The sequence below is a fragment of the Micromonospora vinacea genome (assembly GCF_015751785.1).
In the GTDB taxonomy this organism is placed as follows: Bacteria; Actinomycetota; Actinomycetes; order Mycobacteriales; family Micromonosporaceae; genus Micromonospora; species Micromonospora vinacea.
On record NZ_JADOTY010000001.1, the window covers coordinates 3,433,299 to 3,456,680 of the forward strand.

18 protein-coding genes are annotated in these 23,382 nt (G+C 72.0%); 13 read left to right on the forward strand and 5 right to left on the reverse strand.

All coding sequences use genetic code 11. The annotated features are described in order from the left end of the window. On the forward strand, positions 1-840 hold the full coding sequence (locus tag IW249_RS16435) for a GNAT family N-acetyltransferase (protein ID WP_196921561.1): 840 nt from the start codon (positions 1-3) through the stop codon (positions 838-840). Positions 841-1,276: 436 nt separating this feature from the next. On the opposite strand, the gene IW249_RS16440 is transcribed toward IW249_RS16435, so the two are convergent. Next, a complete protein-coding gene (locus IW249_RS16440) occupies positions 1,277-1,837 on the reverse strand; it encodes a hypothetical protein (protein WP_196921562.1) in 561 nt (186 codons plus the stop codon). Positions 1,838-2,781: 944 nt separating this feature from the next. On the opposite strand from IW249_RS16440, the gene IW249_RS16445 reads away from it, so the two are divergent. Next, positions 2,782-6,369: an ATP-binding cassette domain-containing protein gene (locus IW249_RS16445; protein ID WP_196921563.1), complete on the forward strand. Its 3,588-nt coding sequence runs from the start codon at positions 2,782-2,784 to the stop codon at positions 6,367-6,369. 48 nt (positions 6,370-6,417) lie between these two features. Here IW249_RS16445 and IW249_RS16450 read toward each other — a convergent pair whose 3' ends face one another. The 4 genes from IW249_RS16450 to IW249_RS16465 all read right to left on the reverse strand — a co-directional run bounded on the left by IW249_RS16450 (position 6,418) and on the right by IW249_RS16465 (position 10,657). Further along, positions 6,418-7,485, reverse strand: a complete 1,068-nt coding sequence (locus IW249_RS16450) for an NADH:flavin oxidoreductase/NADH oxidase (protein WP_196921564.1) — start codon at positions 7,483-7,485, stop codon at positions 6,418-6,420. 69 nt (positions 7,486-7,554) lie between these two features. After that, the gene (locus IW249_RS16455) at positions 7,555-8,847 is read right to left on the reverse strand and encodes a dicarboxylate/amino acid:cation symporter (RefSeq protein ID WP_196924815.1); all 1,293 of its coding nucleotides are present in this window, start codon (positions 8,845-8,847) and stop codon (positions 7,555-7,557) included. A gap of 168 nt (positions 8,848-9,015) precedes the next feature. Then, positions 9,016-9,699: a DUF998 domain-containing protein gene (locus tag IW249_RS16460; protein WP_196921565.1), complete on the reverse strand. Its 684-nt coding sequence runs from the start codon at positions 9,697-9,699 to the stop codon at positions 9,016-9,018. Then, entirely contained in the window at positions 9,692-10,657 is a 966-nt protein-coding gene (locus IW249_RS16465; RefSeq protein ID WP_196921566.1) for a glutathione S-transferase family protein, read from the reverse strand. The genes IW249_RS16460 and IW249_RS16465 overlap by 8 nt, the downstream gene beginning before the upstream one ends. Positions 10,658-10,763: 106 nt before the next feature. On the opposite strand from IW249_RS16465, the gene pcaF reads away from it, so the two are divergent. The 11 genes from pcaF (at position 10,764) to IW249_RS16520 (ending at position 23,337) form a co-directional block, all read left to right on the forward strand. Further along, positions 10,764-11,969: a 3-oxoadipyl-CoA thiolase gene (gene pcaF, locus IW249_RS16470; protein ID WP_196921567.1), complete on the forward strand. Its 1,206-nt coding sequence runs from the start codon at positions 10,764-10,766 to the stop codon at positions 11,967-11,969. Positions 11,970-12,079: 110 nt separating this feature from the next. Then, on the forward strand, positions 12,080-12,892 hold the full coding sequence (locus tag IW249_RS16475; protein ID WP_196921568.1) for an SAM-dependent methyltransferase: 813 nt from the start codon (positions 12,080-12,082) through the stop codon (positions 12,890-12,892). A 4-nt stretch (positions 12,893-12,896) separates the two neighbouring features. Then, positions 12,897-15,092 (forward strand): putative bifunctional diguanylate cyclase/phosphodiesterase, encoded by a 2,196-nt coding sequence (locus IW249_RS16480; RefSeq protein WP_196921569.1) that lies wholly within the window; start codon positions 12,897-12,899, stop codon positions 15,090-15,092. 109 nt (positions 15,093-15,201) lie between these two features. Further along, the gene (locus tag IW249_RS16485) at positions 15,202-15,702 is read left to right on the forward strand and encodes a DUF456 domain-containing protein (RefSeq protein WP_196921570.1); all 501 of its coding nucleotides are present in this window, start codon (positions 15,202-15,204) and stop codon (positions 15,700-15,702) included. Between the two features lie 66 nt (positions 15,703-15,768). Beyond that, a complete protein-coding gene (locus IW249_RS16490; protein ID WP_196921571.1) occupies positions 15,769-16,461 on the forward strand; it encodes an MBL fold metallo-hydrolase in 693 nt (230 codons plus the stop codon). Between the two features lie 351 nt (positions 16,462-16,812). Beyond that, positions 16,813-18,399, forward strand: coding sequence for an amino acid permease (locus IW249_RS16495; RefSeq protein WP_196921572.1), 1,587 nt, complete (start codon positions 16,813-16,815; stop codon positions 18,397-18,399). A 126-nt stretch (positions 18,400-18,525) separates the two neighbouring features. After that, positions 18,526-19,890: a glutamine synthetase family protein gene (locus IW249_RS16500; protein ID WP_196921573.1), complete on the forward strand. Its 1,365-nt coding sequence runs from the start codon at positions 18,526-18,528 to the stop codon at positions 19,888-19,890. Between the two features lie 30 nt (positions 19,891-19,920). Next, entirely contained in the window at positions 19,921-21,270 is a 1,350-nt protein-coding gene (locus IW249_RS16505; RefSeq protein WP_196924816.1) for an aldehyde dehydrogenase family protein, read from the forward strand. 5 nt (positions 21,271-21,275) lie between these two features. Beyond that, a complete protein-coding gene (locus tag IW249_RS16510; protein WP_196921574.1) occupies positions 21,276-22,043 on the forward strand; it encodes a 3-oxoacyl-ACP reductase in 768 nt (255 codons plus the stop codon). Next, a complete protein-coding gene (locus tag IW249_RS16515; RefSeq protein WP_196921575.1) occupies positions 22,040-22,738 on the forward strand; it encodes a gamma-glutamyl-gamma-aminobutyrate hydrolase family protein in 699 nt (232 codons plus the stop codon). Before IW249_RS16510 ends, IW249_RS16515 begins: the two co-directional genes overlap by 4 nt. Before the next feature lie 47 nt (positions 22,739-22,785). Next, positions 22,786-23,337 (forward strand): pyridoxamine 5'-phosphate oxidase family protein, encoded by a 552-nt coding sequence (locus tag IW249_RS16520; protein ID WP_196921576.1) that lies wholly within the window; start codon positions 22,786-22,788, stop codon positions 23,335-23,337. Positions 23,338-23,382: the final 45 nt, after the last annotated feature.

The following is a 23,382-nucleotide window of genomic DNA, read 5'->3' on the forward strand; positions in this document are numbered from 1 at the left end:
GTGCTGACGGTGCCGGTACGCCAACTGGGGGAATCGGAGCGCCGCGCGGTCGAGCGACTGCTCGACCATGACCCGTTCGCGGGCGCGCAGGTCGCCGAGCGGATCGCCGCGCGCGGACTCTCCTGGTGGCGGGCCGAGGGCAGAATCCTGGGGTACGGGGCCCGCCGCAACCTCGAATCACTCTGCTGGCTCGGCGGCAACCTGACCCCGGTGCTGGCCAGCGACGCCGCGGTGGCTGCCTTCGCCGACCTGCTCGCCGGCGAGGAACGGCTCTGCTCCTCCATCGTCGGCCGGGCCGACGCCGTACTCGGGCTCTGGGACCGGCTCTCCGACACCTGGGGGCCAGCGCGAGACGTCCGCCCCAACCAGCCACTGCTGGTCACCGACACGCTGCCACCCGTACCGGCCGACCCGGAGGTACGCCAGGTTCGATCCGGCGAGGTCGACCGGCTCTTCCCGGCGGCGGTGGCCATGTACACCGAAGAAGTCGGTGTCTCCCCGCTGGCCGAGGACGGCGGACGCAGCTACCGCCGACGGGTCAACGACCTGGTCCGGACCGGTCGCGCGTACGCCCGCATCATCGATGGCAAGGTCGTGTTCAAGGCCGAACTGGCCGTGGTCACCAAACGCACGGCGCAGATCCAGGGCGTCTGGGTCGCACCGGAGTGGCGCGGCCGGGGGATCGCCACCGCCGCCATGGCAGCGGTGGTCCGCGACGCGCTGCTGCGGGTCGCCCCCACCGTCAGCCTGTACGTCAACGACTTCAACCTCCCGGCCCGCCGCGTCTACGAGCGCTGCGGCTTCCAGCCGATCGGCACCCTGGCCACCGTCCTCTTCTGACCGCTGCGGGGTGGGTGCGGGTGCCCTGTCCCGGCAGTGCGGGTGCCCCTATCTCTGTAGATCTTGGACAGTTTCCGTTCACGCGGCCCGCCCGCGGAACGGGAAGTGTCCAAGATCTGTAGGCGGGCTCCGGTTGGTCGACGCCATCCGCCTCCGTTGGGGGAGATCGGCGTCCCCAGCCCAGGCGGCAGGCCGTGAGCGGCCCGGGCCAACGAATGGCGAACGGCGGTCAGCTGACAGCGGCCAGCGTGTGGCGAACGGCGGTCGGCGACCGAAGAACGGCGGGTGGCGGGTGGCGGCTGGCGATCGGTGGCTGGCGGGTGGCGTGGCGGGTGGCGATCGGTGGCAGCAGGAATGCCGCTGGCCGGCACCCCGGGTTGCGGGTGCCGGCCAGCGGTCGGTGTCGTGCTGTTCTGCTGTGGTGCTGTGGTGTGGGTCAGCTGTTCCAGTGCTGGGCGACGAGGTCGGTGGCCTGCTGCTCCCACTGGGCGTACGCGTCCGGGTACGCCGACACCTGGACGGTCTGCGCGGCGTCGGTCAGGGCCATGTCCTGCCACCCGTCGACCTGCTTCAGACCCTTGAGGAACGCGGTGGTCGAGTACTCCGGGTTCGTGATCTGTTCCGGGGTGCCCCAACCCGAGCTCGGGCGCTGCTGGAACAGGCCCAGCGAGTCGTGGTCATTCATATCGCCGAGGTGGCCGAGGTTCTCCAGCTTCGACTCCTGCAGGCTCGTCGCGATCGAGATGACCGCGGCCCGCTCCGGGAGACCGGCCTTCTTCGTGGCGGCGATGATCGCCTTGACGTTGGCGGTCTGCTCATCGTTGAGGCTGATGTGGGACTGGTCGCCCTGCGGCTTCGGCGCGTTGGTCTGCACGGCCACGGCGACGGGCTTGGCGTCGACCGGGTTGGCGTGGGCGGCGATCGGACCGGCGAACACACCACCGGCGAACGCGAGACCAGCAACGGACAGCATGCTCTTGCGGAAGATCGTGTTCATGGGGTAGCTCCTTCGGGGGTAGGAACACCCGAACCACCAGGGGGCGGCGGCAGGGTGTGAGCACCTCGTCCGGCGCTGCACGTACAAAGGGGAAAAGTCTGGGGGGTCGGCGACCTGGCGAGCGGGGGCTCGTGGCGCCGGGACCCTGTGTAACGACCGGCGGGCCGGGGTCATTCCGGGGTTTGGCCCATCCATCGGCACCCTCATCGTGGCGGTGCCTGCGGTCGTTCGTGGGGACTGTAACGACCGGGCGGAGGCTGGCATTCCAACCTGCGCGACCTGCATCCCAACCCCGTGCGGGCCCGGGCGGCGGGTCGTGGTGCTGCGATCGTCAGGGTATGTAACGACCCCCGCCCGCCCACGATTCCAGCCCACCGGTGCACCCGGTCACAACCCACACCGCCCACCAGCGACCAAACCGCCCACACGGGCACGCGGCCTACGGCGTCAATCCACCCCTCACCGGGGTGATTCACTCGGGTTTGCGGAAGTCGGGGCATCCGGGACGGCAGGACACCGCGACATCAAGGAACCCGAGTCGACCAAAAACTCCGAGGGTGTCGCCGAGTGGATAGGTCGCATCAAATCGGTCAAAACGCCTATGGGGTCAGCTGCACCGCCAGGTCTTCCGGCTCTGACCGAGCTAGTCGGCCCTGATCTGCCCACCGTGGCGGACTGCCCGAACCGTCGGCCGTGACCCGCGCCCACCGCGCCGGCCATGCCCCGGCCGTTGCCGCGCTGGTCGGCCGCTGGCGGCGCTGACGCGGGAACCGCCGGCTCGGTGTCCCAGGGTCTGGTTCAGGCATTGGGCGGCGTCGAGCAGGTCCGCCGCCGCTGCTGCCTGAACCGATGGATGCCCTGCTCAGGACCGGAAAATCGGTTGAGTTGGAGGTTTGGTGCCGGCAGGCTGAGGTCTCCGCCACCCACGTCCCGGAGGACTTTCCATGCGCTTGCTCCGTGATCTGTGGGACACGTCGACCCGCCGAATGACGATCGTGGCCGTCCTGATCGTGTTGGGCGCTGCGGGGCAGGCGGGCGCGTCGGCGCTGGCCGGCGCGGTGTTGGTGCATCGTTCGGCTGGCTTCTTCGCGGTGCTGGCTGCGGCTCTGGTCGCCGTGGTCCTCAGTGACCTCGCGGTGAGTCTGCTGATGGCCGGCCTGACCGCCGACTGGTCGGCCGACGTGCGTCGACGGCTCTGTCGCGTCGCTCTCGGGCAGGACCTGCCGACCCTGGAGACCACCCCGGTGGGTGAGCTGCTGGACCGGATCGACGGGGATGTCTACCAGGTGGCGTCGGCGATCCGTAACCAGGGCACCCGGCTGGCCCAGGGCCTCTGCGTCGGTCTGTTGTCGATGGTCGTGGCGCTGTTCGTGTGGTGGCCGGCGGGGATCGCGATGCTGCTGCTCACTGTGGTGCTCGCGGTCGGTCTGCGCCGGCCCACGGCGCGGATCGGCCCGGCGCGGATGGCCGAGGAGGAGGCGTGGTCCGACCTGGCGGCCGTGATGGAGGAGGCGGTGCACGGCCAGGACGACGTCCGCACCAGTCTGGCGCGGCCGTACGTGCTGCGGTTGTATGCCCGGCGGGCCTCCGCCGTGCTGTCCCGTGGCCTGGTGGTCTGGGTGCTGTCCGCCCGCGTGGCGACGGTGGCCACCGCGACGATCCGCGCGGGCATCGGCGTGGTGGTGCTCGGTGGGGCGTGGGCGTTGGCCACCGACCGGATCGACGCCGCCCGGCTCACCGCCATCTGGCTGCTCGCCCTGGCCTTCGGGGCGACCGCGGAACACGTCAGCCGGATGGTGCCGGAGATCCAGGAGGCGCTCGGCGCGTGGGCGCGGGTGCAGTTGCTCTACCAGGCCCGGCAGGAGCCGGTCGGCGGGGCCAGTCCCAGCGAGGGTGACCTGCGCATCCGGGATCTGACCTTCGGGTACGGGGAGAGTGACAGGGGGGCCGCGCTGCGCGGGCTCAGCCTCACCTTCGCCCGTGGTCGCTCGTACGCGCTGATCGGGCGGACCGGTTCGGGCAAGTCGACGTTGGCGAAGGTGCTCACCAGGGCGGTCGACGTGCCGCCGGGCACTGTCTTCCTCGGCGGCACCGACCTGTGCGACCTGGACGTCGAGCAGCTGCGCCGTTGGGTGGCGTTGGTGCCGCAGCGCACCGAGATCCTGGCCGGCACGCTCGCCGAGAACGTGGCGCTCTTCGACAGGGAACTGCTCGACGCCGCGGCTCGGGCGCTCGACGAGTTGGGCCTGGCCGGTTGGATCGCCGAGCTGCCGGACGGGTTGACAACCCGGCTGGGGGAGGGCGGGCATGTGCTGTCCGCCGGTCAGGAGCAGCTGGTGGCGTTCGCGCGGATCCTGGTGCGGGAGCCGCACGTGGTGATCCTCGACGAGGCCACCGCACGGCTGGACCCGGTCACCGAGGCGCGGGTGCAACGGGCCACCGAACGCCTGCTGCGCGACCGGATCGGCATCGTCATCGCGCACCGACTCTCCTCGGTGCGCCGCTGTGACGAGGTGGTCGTCCTGGCCGACGGCGCGGTGGTCGAGGCCGGTCCGTTGGAGACGTCGACGCGCTTCGCCGAACTGTTGGCGACCAGCCACGCCGCCGCGTACGCGACGGTGGCGCCGGCCGGCCGCACCGGCGTCGGCACCGACCTGCTGGTCGGGCCCGGCCCGGCCGACCCCTGGCCGACCGAGCCGGCGCCGACGCGGGCCGGGCCGGACGCGGCGGACGAGCAGGCCGCCGCCTGGCCGACCGAGCCGGCACCCACGCGGGCCGAGCCGGCGACACCGTCGGACGGCACGCAGGGCGCGGTCGCGCCGACCCGGGCCGACCCGCCGCCACTGCCGCCGGTGCCGCCGGCCCGGACGCTGCGGGAGATCTTCCGCCTCTGCACCAACGACCCCCGGTACGGGGCGGCCGCGATCGTGCTGTTCCTCGGGCTCAGCCTCTTGGGGCTGGACGGCCCGGTGCTGCCCTGGCTCTGGGCGGACCTGGTCGACGGGACGGGCAACCCGTACCTGCCGGCGGTGGGGATCGTCGCCGGCTTGCTGGTGACCCTGCCGCTGCCGTTCTACACCCACGTCTGGTTTCCGCAGTGGTGGGTGCGGCAGATGCTGCGGATCGGCCTTCGCCTGGTGCACGGCCAGACCGGGCCGCGTCGGGTCAGCTCGCACACCCCCGCGGAGGTGGTGGCGCAGGGTGGGGACACCGAGCGGGTGGTCCAGCTCGCCGACAACGTGCTGGACCAGACCGTCGCGCTGGTGCTCGTGGTCGCCATGACGGCGGTCACCGGCAGCGTCGTACCGGGGCTGTTCTTCCTCGGCACGATGGTCGTCTCCGGGCTGGCCGCGACATTGTTCGGGCCGAAGCTGGAGCGTGCCGCCCGGGCGACGGTGGCGGCGCGGGCGTCCTTCGCCACGGCGCTGGTCTCCGCGCTCTCCGCGGCGCGGACGGTGAAGCTCGCCGGCGCGACCACGGCGGTGCTGCGCCACCTGGCGGGCCTGGACGTGCTGCGCAGCGACCGGCAGCGGCGGGAGATCTCGGTGCAGGTGTGGGCGCGTTCCACGCCGTCGATGGCCAGTGGATTGTTGCCGATCGGCGCGTGGGCGCTCTACCTGAACGGCTCGCTCTCCGCCGGGGCGGTGCTGGTGGCCGTCTCTACCCTGGGCGCGGCCCGCTGGTTCGCCTGGACGACGGCGTCGTTGATCTCGCAGTTGCCCTCGGCGCGGGTCTGGACCCGGCGCACGGCGGCGATGACCGGGGTGAGCGCGTACTCCGCGGGGGTGCCGGAGGTCGACCTGACGGCCGGGACGGCCCCCGCGCCGACCATGCCGCCGCGGCATCCGCTGCGCCGGCTGGAGTTGCGTCGCTTCGGGGTGGTGCACTCCGACGGGACGGTGGCCGTCCGGGACGTGGACCTGACCGTGCAGCGGGGGCAGTTGGTGCTGGTCGTCGGGCCGGTGGGGTCGGGCAAGTCGTCGTTGCTGCGCGGGCTGGCCGGGATCGTGCACCACACCGGCGAGCTGGCCTGGAACGGTGACCCGGTCACCGAGCCGGAGCTGTTCCTGCGTCCCAACCAGGTGGGCTACGTCGGTCAGTTGCCCCGGGTGCTGTCCGGCACTGTCGCCGACAACATCGCCCTCGGGCACCAGGTGGACGCGGCCGGGGCGGTCAGCACCGCCCAGCTCGACCATGACCTGGCCGCCGCCGGTGGTGGGCTGGGCCTGCTCATCGGGCACAAGGGCACCCGGCTCTCTGGCGGGCAGTTGCAGCGGTTGGCGTTGGCCCGGGCGTTGGCTCCGCGTACCGAGCTGCTGGTCGCCGACGACGTGTCGTCGGCGCTGGACGTCACCACCGAGCTGGCGTTGTGGCAGGCGTTGCGCGGCCACGGGGTGACGGTGGTCGGCTCGACCGCGAAGCGTGCCGCGTTGGTCCGGGCCGACCACGTGGTGGTTCTGCTCGGCGGCACTGTGGCGGCCCAGGGCACCTGGCAGGACCTGGAGGGCGACTGGTCGCACCTGGCCGGTTGACCGACGGTCGGGCGGCCGCCGCGTGAGCGGCCGCCCGACCGGCCGGGATCAGGAGGCGCGGGCGTACTGGGCGGGCCCGGAGTACGCGACGCCGAGCTTCGCGGCGGCCCGGCGCGGCCAGTACGGGTCGCGCAGCAACTCCCGGCCCAGCAGCACCAGGTCGGCCTCGCCGCTGGCGACGATCTGCTCGGCGTGCTCGGGCTCCACGATCAGGCCCACCGCGCCGGTCGGCACGCCGGCCTCGCGGCGGATCTGGGCGGCCAGCGGCACCTGGTAGCCGGGGCCGAGCGGGATGCGCTGGTCCACGCTCACGCCACCGGAGGACGCGTCGACCAGGTCGACGCCGACGCCGGCCAGCTCGCCGGCGAGCACCACGCTGTCCTCGATCGTCCAGCCGCCGTCGACCCAGTCGGTGGCGGAGATCCGGGTCAGCACCGGCACGTCCTCGCCGACCGCGGCACGGACCGCGCGGGCCACCTCCAGTGTGAGTCGCATCCGGCCGGCCCGGTCGCCGCCGTACGCGTCGGTGCGGTGGTTGGTCAGCGGCGAGAGGAACTCGTTGAGCAGGTAACCGTGGGCGGCGTGGATCTCCACGGCGGCGAAGCCGGCGTCCAGCGCGCGTTGGGCGCCGGCCGCGAACGCCTCGACCACACCGGCGATGCCGGCCTCGTCGAGGCTGGTCGGTGTCCGGTAGCCGGTGGTGAAGGGCTCCGAACCGGGGGCGACGGGCGTCCAGCCGCCCTCGGCGTCCGGCACGCCACCGCGCTCGGGCGCCCACGGCCGGTAGGTGGAGGCCTTGAAGCCGGCATGCGCGAGCTGCACGGCCGGCACCGCGCCGTGGGCGGCGACGAACGCGGTCACCGGCCGCCAGGCGTCGACGTGGGCACCCGACCAGAGGCCGGTGTCCTGGGGGCTGATCCGGCCTTCGGGAAGTACGGCGGTCGCCTCGGTCAGCACCAGGCCGGCGCCGCCCACCGCGCGGCTGCCGAGGTGGATCAGGTGCCAGTCGGTGGGCAGGCCGTCGGGGCCGGCGGAGTACTGGCACATCGGCGCCATGGCGACCCGGTTGGGCACTGTGACCCCGCGCAGGGCCAGGGGAGTGAACAGGGAACTCATGGGGTCATCCTCTCCGACACGGCGACGGGCCCCCGGGGAGAGGGGCCCGTCGCCGTACTGGTGAACCGGTCAGGCAGGAACGGGGGTGAGCTCGGGCCGGGTGTCGGCGACCGGCTCCGGGTCGGTCAGGTCACGCCGGCCGGCGGACTCGTACGCGGCGCGGTCGAGGGTGCCCTCGCGGGCGGCGACCACCGTCGGCACCAGGGCCTGCCCCGCGACGTTGGTGGCGGTGCGGATCATGTCCAGGATCGGGTCGATGGCCAGCAGCAGGCCGGCGCCGGCCAGCGGCAGGCCCAGCGTGCTGAGGGTCAGGGTGAGCATCACGATCGCGCCGGTCAGGCCGGCGGTGGCCGCCGAGCCGACCACCGACACGAAGGCGATCAGCAGGTAGTCGCCGATGCCGAGGTCCACGCCGAACACCTGGGCCACGAAGATCGCGGCGAGGGCCGGGTAGATGGCGGCGCAACCGTCCATCTTCGTGGTGGCGCCGAACGGCACCGCGAACGAGGCGTACTCGCGGGGCACACCGAGACGCTCGACGGAGCGCTGGGTCACCGGCATGGTGCCGACCGAGGAGCGGGACACGAAGGCCAGCTCGATCGCCGGCCACGCGCCGGCGAAGAAGCGCAGCGGGTTGAGGCGGCCGGCGAGGATCAGCACCAGCGGGTAGACCACGAACAGCACGATGGCGCAGCCGACGTAGACGGCTGTGGTGAACTTCGCGAGGGGGGCCAGCAGGTCCCAGCCGTACGAGGCGACGGCGTTGCCGATGAGGCCGAGGGTGCCGATCGGGGCGAGCCGGATGACCCACCAGAGCGCCTTCTGGACGATTTCCAGCAGGGAGCGGTTGAGCGCCACGAACGGTTCGGCGGGTTCGCCGACCAGCAGGGCCGCGGCACCGATGACGATGGCGAGGAAGACGATCTGGAGGACGTTGCCCTCGACGAACGCGCCGACCGGGTTGGTGGGCACGATGCCGGTGAGGAAGTCGGTCCACGAGCCGGTGTTCTTCGGCGGGGCCGCTCCGCCCAGGTCGAGGGTCACGCCCTTGCCGGGGTTGGTGAGCAGGCCGAGGCCGATGCCGATGCTCACCGCGATCAGCGCGGTGATGCCGAACCACAGCAGGGTCTTGAGGGCGAGCCGGGCGGCGTTGGCGACCCCGCGCAGGCTGACCACGCTGACCACGATGGCGGTGAAGACCAGTGGCGGCACGGCCAGTTTGAGCAGTTGGACGAAGAGGCTGCCGACTGTGTGCAGGGTGCTGGTCAGCCAGCTCAGGTCGTTGCTGCGGGCGAGGAAGCCGAGCGCGACGCCGAGCACGAGGCCGAGCAGGATCTGCACGGAGAAGGGAATTTTGCGCAGGCTGAAGGGCATTGAGATGTATCCAATTGTCCGGTCCGATCGGGGCAGGCGTGGGAACGCGGCTAGCCCGGACAGATGCCACTGGCCTGCAGTCGGAGATCGACATACAGGCGGACAGTGAGGCCCCAGACATTGGTCATCGCTGGCCGACGTTACGCCGATTCCCGCTCATCGGAAGGACCGGACGGCGTGAGGCTCCTTACAGAGAGCCAGCGCGGTGGCGGTGCTCACGCCCCACAGCACCGCGAGGGCGAGGATCAGCCGTTCCAGCACCCCCACCACCGGACCCCGGCCGACGACGAGCATCGCCAGCCCCACAGTGGCGCAGAGCGGCAGGGCCAGCGTGGCGGCCGCGCCGGCCAGCCGGCGCACCGTGAGGCCGGCCGACCCGGAGACCGCCAGCGTGATCATGGCGAAGACCACGGCAGCGGTCGCCGCTATGCTCGCGCCGCCGTGCACCAGGTCCGCCGTCGTCGCGCGCTCGAACGGTGGCAACGGGCAGCCGTCGGAGCAGGTCACCGCCCCGGACACGGCGGTGAACACGGCCCCGGCGGCGAGCAGCGCCGGGGCCGCCGCCCACACCCCGGGGGGAAGCGCCGCGCCGATCAGCAGCAACGCGCCGGCGAGGGCCAGGATCCCGATCCGGTACGTCGTGGCGTGGGCGCTGCCGGCGATGCCCGCCTCACTGACGTACCCGGTGAACCCTGGACCGGGACCGGCGACCACGGCGAGCGTCACCGCCAGCGCACCGGCCAGGGTGCAGCCGGCCGCTGCGGACCCGGCGACCCGGCGGGCGACGTCGCCGCGGGCCCTCGGCGCGGTCGGGGTGGCCGGCCGACCCTGCTCAGCCACGCCCGTGCGGGGTGTGCCAGCCCGACTCGTCCGGCCCGAGTGGCACGATGCCGCTGGGATTGATCTCCCGGTGTGTGCCGTAGTAGTGACGCTTGATGTGGTCGAAGTCCACCGTCTCGCCGAAACCCGGCGTCTGGAACAGGTCGCGGGCGTACGCCCACAGCACCGGCATCTCGGTCAGCTTGTTGCGGTTGCACTTGAAGTGCCCGTGGTACGCGGCGTCGAAGCGGACCAGCGTGGTGAACAGCCGCACGTCCGCCTCGGTGATCGCGTCACCCATCAGGTAACGCTGCCCGGCCAGCCGCTCGGAGAGCGCGTCCAGCCGGGCGAAGAGCGCCCGGAACGCCTCGTCGTACGCCGCCTGGGAGGTGGCGAACCCGCAGCGGTAGACGCCGTTGTTCACGTCGGTGTGGATCTCGGCCATCAGCGCGTCCATCTCGGGGCGCAGTTCGACCGGGTACAGGTCCGGCGCCCCCGCACCGTGCAGCGACCGCCACTCGGTGGAGAAGTCGAGGGTGAGCTGCGGATAGTCGTTCGTGACCACCCGGCCGGTCAGGGTGTCGACGAGCGCCGGCACTGTCACCCGGCCGGTGTAGTCCGGGTCGGTGGCCAGGTACGCCTCGGAGAGGAAGCTTACGCCGAGGACCGGGTCGAAACCGTCCGGGTCGAGGGCGAACGCCCAGCCCCGCTCGTCCCGGATCGGGTCGACGGTGCCCAGCGAGATCGCGTCGTCCAGCCCGAGCAGGCCCCGCACGATCCTCGCCCGGTGTGCCCACGGGCAGGCCCGGCACCAGATCAGCCGGTAACGGCCGGCCTCCAGCGGCCAGCGGTCCTGCTCGTCCGGGCCGCCACCGGGTGGCGAGGTGGAGTCGGCGGTGACCCGACCGGTGAACCGGTTCGGCTGGCGGACGAACGCGCCGCCGCCGCTGGTCTCTGCGCTGAACTGGGCCCGGGCCATGCCGTCAACCTATCCGCTACGGGCGCGGATATCCTGGCGGCCAGCAGCCCTCGTGACCCGGTGGGCGTGCCCCACCCCCGCCGTCTGCACCCCCTAAGGACTCGCGATGACCGTGGCATACCTGGTGGCCGGTGTCCGCACCCCGATCGGCCGGTACGCGGGCGCGCTGGCCGGCGTCCGCCCCGACGACCTGGCCGCGCACGTGATCCGTGAACTGGTCGCCCGTCATCCGTCGGTGGACTGGGCGCGGGTCGACGACGTCGTGCTCGGCTGCGCCAACCAGGCCGGCGAGGACAACCGCAACGTGGCCCGGATGGCGGCGCTGCTGGCCGGCCTGCCCGAGGAGGTGCCGGGCAGCACTGTCAACCGGCTCTGCGGCTCGGGCCTGGACGCGCTCGCCACCGCCGCCCGGTCCATCGTCGCCGGGGACGCGGAGCTGGTGATCGCCGGCGGGGTGGAGAGCATGAGCCGGGCGCCGTTCGTCATGCCGAAGGCGACGTCGGCGTACTCCCGCTCGGCCGAGGTGTACGACACCACACTGGGCTGGCGGTTGGTGAACCCGTTGATGCGCGACGGGTGGGGGGTCGACTCGATGCCGGAGACGGCGGAGAACGTGGCCGCCGAGTACGGCGTCAGCCGCGCCGAGCAGGACGCCTTCGCGTACCGCTCGCAGCAGCGTGCGGCCAAGGCGCAGGCCGACGGTCGGTTCGCCGAGGAGATCGTGTCGGTGTCCGTGCCGGCCGGTCGTCGGGAGACCCGGCTGGTCGAGGTCGACGAGCATCCCCGGGAGACCTCGCTGGACAAACTGGCCTCGCTGCCCACCCCGTTCCGCGACGGCGGCACGGTGACCGCCGGCAACTCCTCGGGCGTCAACGACGGCGCTGTGGCGTTGCTGGTGGCCAGCGAGGCGGCGGTCGCCCGGTACGGCCTGACCCCGCTGGCCCGGATCGTCGGCGCGGCGGCGGCCGGTGTGCCGCCCCGGATCATGGGGATCGGCCCGGTGCCGGCCACCCGCAAGCTGCTCGACCGCGTCGGCGTCGAGTTGGGTGCGGTGGACGTGGTGGAGCTGAACGAGGCATTCGCCGCGCAGTCCGTGGCGGTGCTGCGGGAGCTGGGGCTGCCCGTTGACGCCGACCACGTCAACCCGAACGGTGGGGCCATCGCGCTCGGGCATCCGCTGGGTGCCAGCGGCGCGCGGCTGGCGCTGACCGCCGCGCTGGAACTGCGCCGTCGAGGTGGCCGGCGGGCGTTGGCCACCATGTGCATCGGCGTTGGTCAAGGCATCTCGCTGTTGCTGGAGTCAGCCGCCTAGAGTGGTCCACACCACACGACCCGCGGGTCGACCGGTGCTCGCGCGTGCCCGGGGCACGCCCATTCGCCGGTGCCGTCCCGCGCCGCGGCGATGAACTGGGGAGCACACTGATGCCGGACGGACTGCCGACCGAGATCGATCTGACCAGGCCGAGCGCGGCCCGGGTGTACGACTACTTCCTGGGCGGGGCGCACAACTTCGAGATCGACAGGCAGTTGGCCGAGCAGATCGCCAGCATGACCCCGAATCTCGCCGCCACCATGCGTTCCGGTCGGGAGTTCCTGCGTCGGGCCGTCCGGGTGCTGCTCGACGCCGGCATCGACCAGTTCCTCGACATCGGCTCCGGAATTCCCACAGTGGGCAACGTGCACGAGGTGGCGCAGGGCGTGAACCCCAAGGCCCGCGTGGTGTACGTCGACATCGACCCGGTGGCCGTCGCGCACAGCCGGGAGCTGTTGGCCGGCAACGAGCTGACCGGGGTCATCCACGCCGACCTGCGTGAGCCGGAGCGGATCCTCGCCGAGACCCGACGGCTCGGCCTGATCGACTTCAGCCGACCGATGGGCATCCTGCTGGCCGGGGTGGTGCACTTCATCCCGGACGCCGACCGACCCGAGGCGATCCTGGCCACCCTGCGGGACGCCGCCGCGCCGGGCAGCTTCCTGGTCGTCTCGCACTCCACATTCGAGGACCAGCCGCAGGAGATGCTGGACGCCCAGCGGCTCTCCGCCCGCACCGCCACCGAGATCACCCTGCGCTCCCGGGCGCAGGTCACCGGCTTCTTCGGCGACTGGACAGTGCTGGAGCCGGGAGTGGTGCACATGCCGCTCTGGCGCCCCGACTCACCGTCCGACGTGGACGAGCACCCGGAGCGGTTCGGCGCCTTCGGGGGCGTCGCCCGGTACGACCAGCCCGCCGGCTGATCCCGTGGTCGCCGTCCCGGACCCCGCCGGGGTCGATGCCGGCCGGGACCCCGCCGGGGTCGTCGCCGGCCGGGCCGACCCTCAGGGGTACGCCGCCGACTGGGCGCGCGCGGTGCGCCGCCTCGGTTTCGTGCCACTCAGCGTGGCCGAGACCGAGCGGCTGCTGCTGGCGCACACGATCCGGCTGGCCCAGGCGGTCCGGGCGGAGCCGTTCACCACCCGCCCGGCCGAGGAGGTCGGGCGGGCCCTGGTGGAGGCGCACCTCACCGAGCCGCAGGCCCTGGAGTGGACGCTGCAGGCGCTCGGTGCGACCTTCGGGCGGCGGGTCCTGGGCGACGGTGACCGGCCGGCGGATCTCGCCGAGCGGATCGCGGCGATGCAGGGCGGCCTGGCCGCCGGGTTCGCCCGCGCGCTGCGCGACCGCACCTTCAGTCAGCAGGAGCGGATCGCCCGGTCGGCCTGGCAGGCGCGCGACGAGGTCGAGCAGGCGCTGCGCGAGAGCGAGGCGCGGTTCCGGGCGGTGTTCACCGGTGCCGCGATCGGGATCGGGATCGCAGGCGTGGACGGCCGGATCATCGACGTCAACCAGGCGTTCGCCGAGATGCTCGGCTACACGATCGAGGAGTTGCGCGAGATCAACGTGGCGGCGCTGTTCCACGCCGACGACGCCGCCGGGATGTGGGAGCTCTACCAGGAGCTGATCGAGGGCAAGCACGACGCGGCCCGGGTGGAGAAGCGCTACCACCGCAAGGACGGCAGCGTGGTCTGGACGGACCTGGCCGTCTCGCTGATCCGACACGAGGGGCGACCCCGATTCACCGTCGCGATGATCGAGGACATCACCGAGCGGTACGAACTCCAGCAGCGGCTGCGCTTCCAGGCGCTGCACGACCCGCTGACCGGGCTGCCCAATCGGACGCTGTTCTTCGAGACGTTGGGACGGGTGCTCGACACCGCGGGCGTCGGCCAGCGGGTCGGGGTGTGCTTCCTCGACCTGGACGGCTTCAAGGCGATCAACGACAGCCTCGGCCACGACCTCGGTGACCGACTGCTCGTGATGATCGGCCGCCGGCTGGCCGCGTGCGTGGCCGACCACGGCCACCTGGTCGCCCGGATGGGGGGCGACGAGTTCGTGATCCTCGTCGACGGAGGGGACGACACCGACGACCCGGTCGCCGTCGCGGAGGCCGCGCTGGCCGCCGTCGCCGCCCCGGTCCACGTCGGTGAGCACCAGTTGGCAGTCTCGGCCAGTGTGGGCATCGTGCACTGTCCCGCCTCGGAGACCACCGCGTCCGAGCTGATGAAGGCGGCGGACACCACGCTGTACTGGGCCAAGGCGGCGGGTCGGGGCCGGTGGGCGGTCTACGACCCGGAGCGCGGCGCCCGGGACATCGCCCGATCGGCGCTGGTGGCCGGGCTGCCCGCCGCACTGGACCGGGGCGAGTTCGTGCTGCATTACCAGCCGATCGTGTCGCTGCTGGAGGGGACCATGCTCGCCGTGGAGGCGCTGGTCCGTTGGGAGCACCCGGAGCTGGGCCTGATCGGGCCGGACCGGTTCATCGGCCTGGCCGAGGAGACCGGCCTGATCGTCCGGCTCGGCGAGTGGGTGCTGCGGCAGGCCTGCGCCGACGCCGAACGGTGGTGGCGGGAGTTCCCGGACGCCAGGCTGGTGGTCAGCGTCAACCTGGCCGCCCGGCAGGCCGACGAACCGGCCATCGTGGACACTGTCGCCGACGCGTTGCAGACCAGCGGGCTGCCCGCCGAGCTGCTGCAACTGGAGCTGACCGAGAGCGCCGTGATGGGCAGCGCCGGTGAACCCCTGCGCAGCCTGCACCGGCTCGCCGCGCTCGGCGTCCGGCTGGCCGTGGACGACTTCGGCACCGGGTACTCCAATCTGGCGTACCTGCGTCGGTTGCCGATCCACTGCCTGAAGCTCGCCGGCCCGTTCGTCGAGGGCATCCGCGCGGACGGGACCGACCAGGCAGCCGACCACCGCGACGAACGGATCGTCGACGCGTTGGTCCGGTTGGCGCACGCGTTGGAGTTGTGGGTCACAGCCGAGGCGGTGGAGACGGGCGTGCAGGCGGAACGGCTGCGGGCGCTGCGCTGCGACACCGGGCAGGGCCGGTACTTCGGCGCGCCCGCGCCGGCCGAGGCGATCACCGCCCGGCTGCGCGGCGGCGGGGCGGCGGCGGCGTGAGCGAGCGCAGCGAGCGAACCGGCTGGCACAGCAGCGTGGCGCGAAGCGACGGCACGCGGCGGAGCGGGGGACCGTTCCGGTCCGGAGGGTGGCGACGGAGGGTGGCGACGTGGACCTGACGGACTCGCAGACGGCGGTGACAGTGGTGGCCGGGCTGGCCATCCTGGCCGGGTTGGCAGGAGTGGTGGTGCCCGGCCTGCCGGCGCTGCCGTTGTGCTGGGGCGGCGTGCTGCTCTGGGCGGTCTTCGGCGGCGCCGGCCTGGGTGGCTGGGCGGTGTTCGCCGCCGCCACAGTGGTCGCTGGGGGCGGCGCCGTGATCAAGTACGCGTGGCCGGGCCGGAACCTGAAGCGCACCGGTGTGCCGACCTCCACGCTGCTCGCCGGCGGGGTGCTCGGCGTCATCGGGTTCTTCGTGGTGCCGGTGGTCGGCCTGGTGCTCGGCTTCGTGGCCGGGGTGTGGGCGGCCGAACGCCTCCGGTTGGGCAGCAACCAGTTGGCCTGGCCGTCCACCGTGCAGGCTCTGAAGGCCGCCGGCCTGTCGATGCTTGTCGAGTTCGCCGCCGGCCTGGTCATTGCCGCACTGTGGGTGGCCGGTCTGCTGATGACGTGACCCGCCGCCCTCGGTCGGACGAGTTCGGGGCGGGACGGCGGAGCCGCTGCGGCTAGGGTCGGTCCCATGCGCGTCGTGGTGCTCGGCGGTCGTGGTGCCTGGCCCTCCGCCGAACAGGGGTGTGCGGGGTTTCTGGTCGAGCACCACGGCTTTCGGCTGTTGATCGATCCTGGCTACGCGACGGTGCAACCGCTGCTGAGTCGGCTGCCCGCTTCGGCTGTCGACGCGGTGTATGTCAGCCACGGCCATCCCGACCACTGCGCCGACCTCCAGCCACTGCTGCGGGCACGGGTGTTGTCCGACCGCTTCGCGCCGGCCCTGCCGGTGTACGCGCCGACCGGCGGCCTCGACGCGCTGCTCGCGATCGACGAGTCAGGGCTGGTCGACACGGCGTACCGACTGCACGCGTTCAGCCCCGGCGACAACTTCGATGTCGGCCCGTTCGCCGTGCGGACCTGGTCACTGCCGCACTGGGTGCCGAACGCCGGTGTGCGTTTCTCCGCTGGCGGAACGGTGTTGGCCTACACCGGGGACACCGGGCCGAGCCCGATGCTCGTCGAGTTGGCCCGCGACGCCGACCTGCTGATCGCCGACGCCACGTATGTCGACGAGATCCCGGACCGGCATGTCGGATTCTTGTCGAGCGCCGCCGAGGTGGGTCGCTACGCCACTGCGGCACGGACCAGTGCGGTTCTGCTGACGCACCTGTGGCCGGGCACGGACCCCGACGCGGCGGTCGCGGCGGCACGGCGGGCGTAGGGCGGTCCGGTCGCCGTGGCCCGGTCGGGCCTGCTGGTCGATCTGCCCGCCGGACGTCAGGTCCCGTCCTGACGGGTCGGGGGCGCGGGGCACTTGTCGGGCACGGCGGATCGCCGTACTGAGAGAGAGGCTGTGCCCCGCGCCGCCGCGGTCCGGGCGGTCCGAGTGCCCGGGTAGGCCCGTCGCGAACGGGCTGGTCACGTGGTCAAGGATGCGGCCGGGGTGGCCGGGGTGGCAACACAATTAGCCGCGACGTCGGTGAGATTCCCACCGACTACGTATTGACCGCCTTGATCGGCCGGGACGACACTTTGCCCACTCGCACGCGGAACCACCTCAGGGAGGTGTGCAGTGGCCACGACGCCCGTGCCGACCGCCGAGCAACCGATGGACGAGGATGCCCGACGGCTCGCTGAACTCGGCTACAAACAGGAGTTGCGCCGCAAGTGGAGTGGCTTCTCCAACTTCGCCATCTCCTTCTCGATCATCTCGATTCTGGCCGGTTGCTTCACCACCTTCGGTCAGGCGTGGAACAACGGCGGGCCGGTCGCCATCTCCTGGGGTTGGCCACTGATCTCGCTGTTCATCCTGATCATCGGTTTCTGCATGGCGGAGCTGGTGTCGGCGTACCCGACTGCGGGCGGGATCTACTGGTGGGCGGCCACCATGGGCCGTCCGGTGCACGGCTGGTTCACCGGCTGGCTGAACCTGATCGGTCTGGTGGCGGTCACCGCCTCGGTCGACTACGGCTGCGCGACGTTCCTCAACCTCACTCTGTCGGCGCTCTTCGACGGTTGGGCCGGGACGCTGCGTCAGGCGTTCGTCCTCTTCGTGATCATCCTGGTGCTGCACGGGCTGATCAACATCTTCGGGCACCGGATCATCGACGTACTCCAGAACGTCTCGGTCTGGTGGCACGTGGCCGGCGCGGCCGTCGTGGTGGCCATCCTGGTCTTCGTGCCCGACAACCACCAGAGCTTCCAGTTCGTGTTCACCGAGCGGTTCAACAACTCCGGCTTCGGTGACGGGGACATCGGCGGGCTGACGTTCTGGTTCTACGTGCTGCCGCTGGGCTTCCTGCTGACCCAGTACACGATCACCGGCTTCGACGCCTGCGCGCACGTCTCCGAGGAGACCCGGGGTGCCTCTCAGGCGGCGGCCCGCGGACTCTGGCAGTCGATCTTCTACTCGGCGGTCGGTGGGTGGATCCTGCTGCTGGCGTTCCTCTTCGCTGCCACCGACGTCGAGGCGGTCAACGCCGCGGGCGGCTTCTCCGGCGCGATCTTCGAGTCCGCGCTGACCCCGGTCTTCTTCAAGATCGTCATCATCATCTCGACAATCGGGCAGTTCTTCTGCGGCATGAGTTGCGTGACCTCGATGAGCCGCATGGCGTACGCGTTCAGCCGGGACCGTGCGGTGCCGGGCTGGCGGCTGTGGTCGACTGTCGACCGCAACGGCACCCCGGTCAACGCGATCATCGGCGCCACAGTGGCCGGCCTGGTGCTGACCCTGCCGGCGCTCTACGAGAGCTCCGCCGGTATCCCGATCGCCTTCTACGCTGTCGTCTCCGTCGCGGTGCTCGGGCTCTACCTGTCGTTCCTCATCCCGATCGCGCTCCGGCTGCGGATGGGCGACCGGTTCGTCCCCGGGCCGTGGACGCTGGGCCGCAAGTACAAGCTGCTCGGCTGGATCGCGGTGATCGAGATCGCGATCATCGCCGTCTACTTCGTGCTGCCGATCGTGCCCGCCGGGGTGCCCGGCAACGACGGGTTCACCTGGTCGGCGGTGAACTACGCGCCACTCGCCGTCGGCGGGGTGCTGCTGCTGGTCGCCGTCTGGTGGTACGCCTCGGCCCGCAAGTGGTTCACCGGTCCGGTTCGTACCGTCGAGGAACCCGCGGCGGCGGCCGACCCGGCGCCGGCCGACGGCCCGGTCTGATCGGCACCCGGCGGGACGGGCGGTGCTGCCGTCCCGCCGGCCGGCGGTCGGGTTTGCCGCACGTGGCGCCGGGGGCATTGACGGTGATCCGGTTTGCCAGTAGACCTTGGTGATGGAGGCCCGCGAATGAGGAAAGCTCCGCTCACGCTGGAACAACTGCGGGTCGCCGTCGCCGAGGGCGAGATCGACACCGTGGTGCTGGCCCTCGTCGACATGCAGGGCCGGTTGCAGGGCAAGCGGTTCCACGCGCCGTTCTTCCTCGACCAGGTGGTGGCCAACGGCAGCGAGGGCTGCAACTACCTGCTCGCCGTGGACGTCGACATGAACACCGTCGACGGGTACGCGATGTCGAGTTGGGAACGCGGCTACGGCGACTTCGCGATGGTGCCGGACTTCGCCACGTTGCGCCGGGTGCCCTGGCAGCCCGGCACCGCGCTACTGCTGGCCGACCTGACCTGGCTCGACGGCTCGGGCGACGTGGTCGCCTCACCCCGGCAGATCCTGCGCCGGCAGCTGGACCGGCTGGCCGAGCACGGGCTGACCGCGTACGCCGGCACCGAGTTGGAGTTCGTGCTGTTCCGCGACTCGTACGAGGACGCCTGGCAGCGCGGCTACCGTGACCTCACCCCGGCCAACCAGTACAACGTCGACTACTCACTGCTCGGCACCGCCCGGGTGGAGCCGCTGCTGCGCCGCATCCGCGTGGAGATGGCCGGCGCCGGGCTCACCCCGGAGAGCGCCAAGGGCGAGTGCAACCTCGGGCAACACGAGATCGCCTTCCGGTACGACGAGGCGGTGGCCTGCGCGGACCACCACGTGATCTACAAGAACGGCGCCAAGGAGATCGCCGCCCAGGAGGGGATGGCGATCACCTTCATGGCCAAGCCGAACGAGCGGGAGGGCAACTCCTGCCACATCCACTTCTCACTACGGGACTCGTCCGGCTCGTCGGCGATGCTCGGCGACGGGCCGGCGCACCTGTCGCAGACCGGGCAGCGGGTGCTCGCCGGGCTGCTCGCCACCATGCGGGAGTTCAGCCTGCTCTTCGCCCCGAACATCAACTCCTACAAGCGCTACCAACCGGGGTCGTTCGCCCCGACGGCGCTGCGCTGGGGGGTGGACAACCGCACCTGCGCGCTGCGGGTGGTCGGGCACGGGCAGGGCATGCGGGTGGAGAACCGGGTGCCCGGCGCGGACGTCAACCCGTACCTGGCGATCGCCGGGCTGGTCGCCGGGGCGTTGCACGGCATCGACGGTGAGCTGGAGTTGGCCGAGGAGTGCACCGGCAACGCGTACGACGACCCGGAGGCCGAGCGCGTCCCCCGCACCCTGCGCGACGCCCTGGCCCTCTGGGAGAACTCCACGGCGGCGCGGGAGGCGTTCGGCCCCGAGGTGGTGGCCCACTACGCCAACCAGGCGCGAGTCGAGCTGGCCGCCTTCGACGCCGCGGTAACCGACTGGGAGCTGACCCGTGGCTTCGAACGCCTCTGACCACGTGAAGATGGGGGTGGCGGCGTGACCATGGTGGTGGATCCCGCTAGCGGGGTGGGGTTCCGGGAGGTTGCGGGGGCCTCGATCGAGGACGTGGACGCGGCGATCGCTGCCGCCGCCACGGCCTTCGAGACCTGGCGTCGGGTGGGGCCGGGGGACCGGGCGCGGATGCTGCGGCGGTTCGCCGCCGTGGTCGACGCGCACCTGGACGAGTTGGCCGCGCTGGAGGTGCGCAACTCCGGGCACACCATCGGCAACGCCCGGTGGGAGGCGGGCAACGTCCGCGACGTCCTGGACTACTACGCCGGCGCGCCCGAGCGGTTGACCGGGCGGCAGATCCCGGTGCCCGGCGGGTTGGACGTCACCTTCCACGAGCCACTCGGTGTGGTCGGCGTGATCGTGCCGTGGAACTTCCCGATGCCCATCGCCGCCTGGGGGTTCGTCCCGGCGCTCGCCGCCGGCAACACAGTGGTGCTCAAGCCCGCCGAGTTGACCCCGCTCACCGCGCTGCGACTGGCCGAGCTGGCCCGCGAGGCGGGCCTGCCCGACGGCGTCTTCACCGTCGTCCCGGGCCAGGGCTCGGTGGTGGGGGAGCGGTTCGTCAGCCACCCGGCGGTCCGCAAGATCTGCTTCACCGGCTCCACCGAGGTCGGCACCCGGATCATGGCCGGCTGCGCCGCCCAGGTGAAGCGACTCACCCTGGAGCTGGGCGGCAAGAGCGCGAACATCGTGTTCGCCGACGCCGACCTGGAACGCGCCGCCGCGACCGCGCCGGGCGCGGTCTTCGACAACGCCGGCCAGGACTGCTGCGCCCGGTCGCGGATCCTGGTCCAGCGTTCGGTGTACGACCGGTTCCTGGAACTGCTCGAACCGGCGGTACGCGCGGTACGCGTCGAGGACCCGTCCCGGGACACCGCCGAGATGGGCCCGCTGATCTCCGCCGCCCAACGGGACCGGGTCGCCGGCTACCTCGCCGGGGCGGCTGTCGCCTTCACCGGCTCCTGCCCCGACGGCCCCGGGTTCTGGCACGCACCCACAGTGCTGCTGGCCGACTCGCCGGCCGACCGGCACTGGCGGGAGGAGATCTTCGGCCCGGTGGTCTCGGTGCTGCCGTTCGACGACGAGGCGGACGCGGTCCGGCTCGCCAACGACACCGAGTACGGCCTCTCCGGCTCGATCTGGACCCGGGACGTGGGGCGGGCCCTGCGCCTGGCCCGTGCCGTCGACTCGGGCAACCTCAGCGTCAACTCGCACTCCTCGGTGCGCTACTGGACCCCGTTCGGCGGGATGAAGCGCTCCGGGCTCGGTCGTGAGCTGGGCCCGGACGCGCTGCACTCCTTCACGGACGTCAAGAACGTGTTCATCGCGACGGAGGAGTGACGCCAGTGCAGGGTCGGTTGCAAGACCGGGTGGCCGTGGTCACCGGAGCGGGCAGCGGCATCGGGTTGGCCACCGTGCGGCGGTTCGCCGCCGAGGGGGCCCGAGTGGTCTGCGTGGACATCGACGCGGCGGCCGGTACGAAGGCCGCCGAGGAGTGCGGCGGCGAGTTCGTGGCCACCGACGTGGCCGACGAGTCGGCGGTGCGTGAGCTGTTCGACGGGGTGGCCGACCGGCACGGCCGGGTGGACATCGCGTTCAACAACGCCGGCATCTCACCGCCGGACGACGACTCCATCCTGGACACCGGCCTGGACGCATGGGAACGGGTGCTGCGGGTCAACACCACGAGCGTCTACCTGTGCTGCAAGTACGCCATTCCGCACATGCGGCGACAGGGCAAGGGGTCGATCATCAACACCGCCTCGTTCGTGGCGTTGATGGGCGCGGCGACGTCGCAGATCGCGTACACCGCGAGCAAGGGCGGGGTGCTCGCGATGACCCGGGAGTTGGGTGTGCAGTTCGCCCGCGAGGGCATCCGGGTCAACGCCCTCTGCCCCGGCCCGGTGGCCACCCCGTTGCTGCTGGAACTCTTCGCCGCCGACCCGGAGCGGGCCGCCCGTCGGCTGGTGCACGTGCCGATGGGTCGCTTCGGGCAACCGGAGGAGATCGCCGCCGCGGTGGCGTTCCTGGCCAGCGACGACGCCTCGTTCATGACCGCCGCGCAGTTCGTGGTCGACGGTGGCATCACGGGCGCCTACGTCACGCCTCTATGAGCCGACGCCCGCTGATCGGGGTCAGCGCGTACGTCGAACCCGCCGACTGGGCCGTCTGGCGGGGGGTGCGGGCGGTGCTGGTCCCGGAGGCGTACTCGCGGGCGGTGACGGCCGCGGGTGGCCGGGCGGTGGTGCTGCCGCCGGACGACGTGGACGCGGACGTGGTGGCCGTCCTCGACGGGTTGCTGTTGGCCGGTGGCGCGGACGTCGGCTCGGTGCGGTACGGCCAGCCGCCCGACCCGCGGACCGAGGACCGGCCGGACCGGGACGCTGGCGAGCTGGCCCTGTTGGCCGCCGCGCTTGCGGGCCAGGTGCCGGTGCTGGGCGTGTGCCGGGGGATGCAGTTGCTCGCTGTCGCGTACGGCGGCACCCTGCATCAGCACCTGCCCGACGTGGTCGGTCACGAGGAGCACCGTCCAGCGCCCGGCGTGTACGGGGCGCACGCGGTGCGGTTCGCGCCGGGGAGCCTCGCCGCCTCGGTCCTGGCGGGGGTCGAGCAGGTCAACTCGTACCACCACCAGGCGGTCGCCGATCCGGGCCGGCTCACGGTGACCGGTTGGGCGGGGGACGGCGTGGTCGAGGCGGTCGAGGATCCGGCCCTGCCGTTCGTGCTGGGGGTGCAGTGGCATCCGGAGAACGAGTCGGATCCCCGCCCGATCACGGCGCTGGTGCGGGCTGCCGGCAAGCGGGTGTGACTGAGATCGCCCCCGCCCGCAGGCGGCACCGGTGGGAGGATCGGCGCATGGGCAAGGTTTATCCGGAGATCGACGGACGACTGCGTGACTTCATCGTGGCGCAGCCGCTGTTCTTCGTGGCGACCGCCCCGTCCGGTGCCGAGGGGCACATCAACGTGTCGCCGAAGGGCATGCGTGGCACGTTCGTGATCCTCGACGCGCACCGGGTGGCCTACCTCGACTATCACGGCAGCGGAGCCGAGACCATTGCCCACCTGCGGGACAACGGCCGGATCACGCTGATGTTCTGCGCCTTCGACGGCCCGCCGAAGATCGTCCGGTTGCACGGACGGGGGAGCAGCGTCGCGGTCACCGAGGACGCCTTCGCCGATCGACTCGCCGAGTTTCCCGCGCCTCCGGACGTGCACGCCGTCCGGGCGGTCATCACTGTCGAGGTGGAGCGGGTCAGTGACTCCTGCGGATATGCGGTGCCGCTGATGGACTTCCGGGCCGAGCGCGACTTGTTACTCACCTCACACTCCCGCCGCAGCACCGACGACCTTGTCGACTACCGGGCCACCAGGAACGCGGCGAGCATCGACGGGCTGCCGGTCTTCTGACTCGTCAGGGCGCTCCGGCCACCGCTGCCCGACGCCGCCGTCCAC